This is a genomic window from Streptomyces sp. NPDC090741 (assembly GCF_044769045.1).
GTDB lineage: Bacteria > Actinomycetota > Actinomycetes > Streptomycetales > Streptomycetaceae > Streptomyces.
Genome location: NZ_JBIVXF010000047.1, coordinates 1 through 2668, shown reverse-complemented (window position 1 = coordinate 2668; position 2668 = coordinate 1). Strand labels below are relative to the sequence as shown.

General features: G+C 61.7%; 2 protein-coding genes. Both read left to right on the top strand.

Annotation, left to right across the window (positions count from 1 at the left end; translation table 11 throughout):
• Positions 1-266: 266 nt before the first annotated feature.
• Positions 267-1772 (top strand): IS21 family transposase, encoded by a 1506-nt coding sequence (gene istA / locus ACIQU4_RS42330; protein ID WP_122946716.1) that lies wholly within the window; start codon positions 267-269, stop codon positions 1770-1772.
• Entirely contained in the window at positions 1765-2562 is a 798-nt protein-coding gene (gene istB / locus ACIQU4_RS42325; protein WP_059740757.1) for an IS21-like element helper ATPase IstB, read from the top strand. The genes istA and istB overlap by 8 nt, the downstream gene beginning before the upstream one ends.
• Positions 2563-2668 lie beyond the last annotated feature (106 nt).

The window sequence follows — 2668 nt, the reverse complement described above, 5'->3', positions numbered from 1 at the left end:
GTCGGCTCGAAGGGTCAATGCGGTAGACCAATGAATTTTTATGTTCATAAATTTATCAAATCAGAAATTACTTAGGGCACTCGGCGAGCCGCAGTTTGCAGCTCGCCGACGGGACGGCTCCACGTCCGCTATCAGCGGAGCTGGCCATAGCCTGTTGATGTCCGGGCAGAACTGACCCACTAGAGCTGGAAATTTTCATCGAATTTTGACCCACGTGATTGAATGCTCTGCTCAATCTTTGAGCAGGGGATACAAAGGTGATCACGGTGGGTATATTGGCCAAGATCAGGCGGATGTATTTCCGCGAGAAGGTCCCGTTGCGCGAGATTGCGCGGCGTACGGGCCTGTCCCGAAACACGGTGCGCCGCTGGCTGCGGCAGACTGATGCCGTCGAGCCGAAGTATCCGAAGCGCGTCAGCCCGAGCGTCATCGACGACTGGGCCGCACAGCTGACAGGTTGGCTGCGTGCCGACAGTCATCGCCCGAAGCGTGACCGGCGCACCGCCCGGTTCATGTTCGAGGCGATCCGCGCCGAGGGTTACGCCGGCAGCTACGGCCGGGTGAGCGCGTTCGTGAGGCGTTGGCACGAGGAGCAGGCTGAGGCGCCTCGCAGGCAGGCCTTCGTGCCGCTCGCCTTCGAACCCGGCGAAGCCTTCCAGTTTGACTGGAGCTGCGAATACGCTTTTATTGGCGGGCTGCGGCGACGCCTGGAGGTCGCCCACGTCAAACTTAACTCCAGCCGCGCGTTCTGGCTCGTCGCCTATCCCACACAGAGTCACGAGATGCTGTTCGATGCGCACGCCCGCGCGTTCGCCGCGTTCGGCGGCGTGCCGCGGCGCGGCATCTACGACAACATGAAGACCGCCGTGGACAAGGTTGGCCGCGGCAAGGAGCGTGCGGTCAACGCGCGCTTCGAAGCGATGTGCAGTCACTACCTGTTCGAGCCGGAGTTCTGCAACCGGGCTGCAGGCTGGGAGAAAGGCATCGTCGAGAAGAACGTTCAGGACCGGCGACGTCAGATCTGGCACGAAGCAGCGCTACGGCGCTGGGAAACGCTGGAGATCCTGAACGAATGGGTCGCTGGTCAGTGTCGTGAGGCGTGGCACATGCGGCACCCGCAGTGGCCTGAGCTGACAGTCGAGGATGTGCTGCAGGACGAGCGTACCCGGCTGATGCCCAATCCACGGCCGTTCGACGGCTACATCGAGCAGACCCTGCGAGTCTCGTCGACCAGCCTGATTCACTTCCAACGCAACCGCTACAGCGTGCCCACCGAGTACACGAACCAGTTGGTGAGCGTGCGCTGCTATCCGGCATATCTCAGCGTCGTCGCCAACGCCCAGGAGATCGCACGCCACGAACGCAGCTTCGAGCGGCACATGACCTTCTACGATTGGCGCCACTACGTCACGCTGGTCGAGCGCAAACCCGGCGCACTGCGCAACGGCGCGCCGTTCATCACGATGCCGCAGCCGCTGCAACTGCTGCAGCGGCATCTGCTGAAACACCCGGGCGGCGATCGCGTCATGACGCAGGTGCTCGCTGCGGTGCGCGAACACGGGCTCGATGCGGTGCTGCTCGCCGTACAGGCTGCGCTGGATTCAGGACGCCCCAGCGCAGAGCACGTCCTGAACGTGCTGAGCCGGCTGAAGGCGCCCGTCACGAATGGCAGCCTCGCCACGACGAAACTCCAGCTCAAGGAAGAGCCCGCGGCCGACGTGAGCCGTTACGAGACGCTGCGTGCCAACCCACCGGAGGATCGTCATGTCTAACGATATCGCGGCCCAGCTCAAGGGTCTTAAACTGCACGGCATGGCGAGCACGTGGCCGGAGCTGCTCGCGCAGTCGCGCCACACGGACTTCGAGCCGGAGCGCTTCATGAAGCAGCTGTTGATGGCTGAAACCGCCGAACGGCAGGTGCGCTCGATTGCCTATCAAATGACCGCTGCGCGCTTCCCGGCCCACCGCGACCTGAAGGGCTTCGACTTCGCGCAGGCACACGTCGACGAAGCGCTGGTGCGCGAACTGAGCGAGCTGTCGTTCCTCGAAAGCGCGCACAACGTCGTGTTCATCGGTGGTCCGGGCACTGGCAAGACGCACCTCGCCTCAGCGATCGGAATCGAAGCCGTACAGCGCCACGGCAAGCGTGTGCGCTACTTCTCGACCGTCGAGCTGACCAACGCCCTGGAGCAGGAGAAGTCCATCGGCAAACAAGGCCAGGTCGCCCACAAGCTGATGTACGTCGATCTGGTGATTCTCGATGAGCTGGGCTATCTGCCGTTCAGCCAGACCGGTGGTGCATTGCTGTTCCATCTGCTCTCAAAGCTTTACGAGCACACGAGCGTCGCGATCACGACCAATCTCAGCTTCGGCGAGTGGGCGAGCGTGTTCGGGGATGCAAAGATGACGACAGCGCTGCTGGACCGCGTCACCCATCACTGCCACATCGTTGAAACGGGCAATGAATCGTGGCGCTTCAGGACCAGTTCTGCCAAGGCGAAGACGACAAGAAAGAGAGCAGCAAAACCAGCGGGTAACGAAGAGTTATCCACACCGGAATAGATGTACTACGCTGTCTCGGGGTGGGTCAGATTTAGATGAAATCGGTGGGTTAAGACTCGGTGGAAATCAACACCGGTGGCTTCAGACCCGGGAGTCTTTTTGCGAG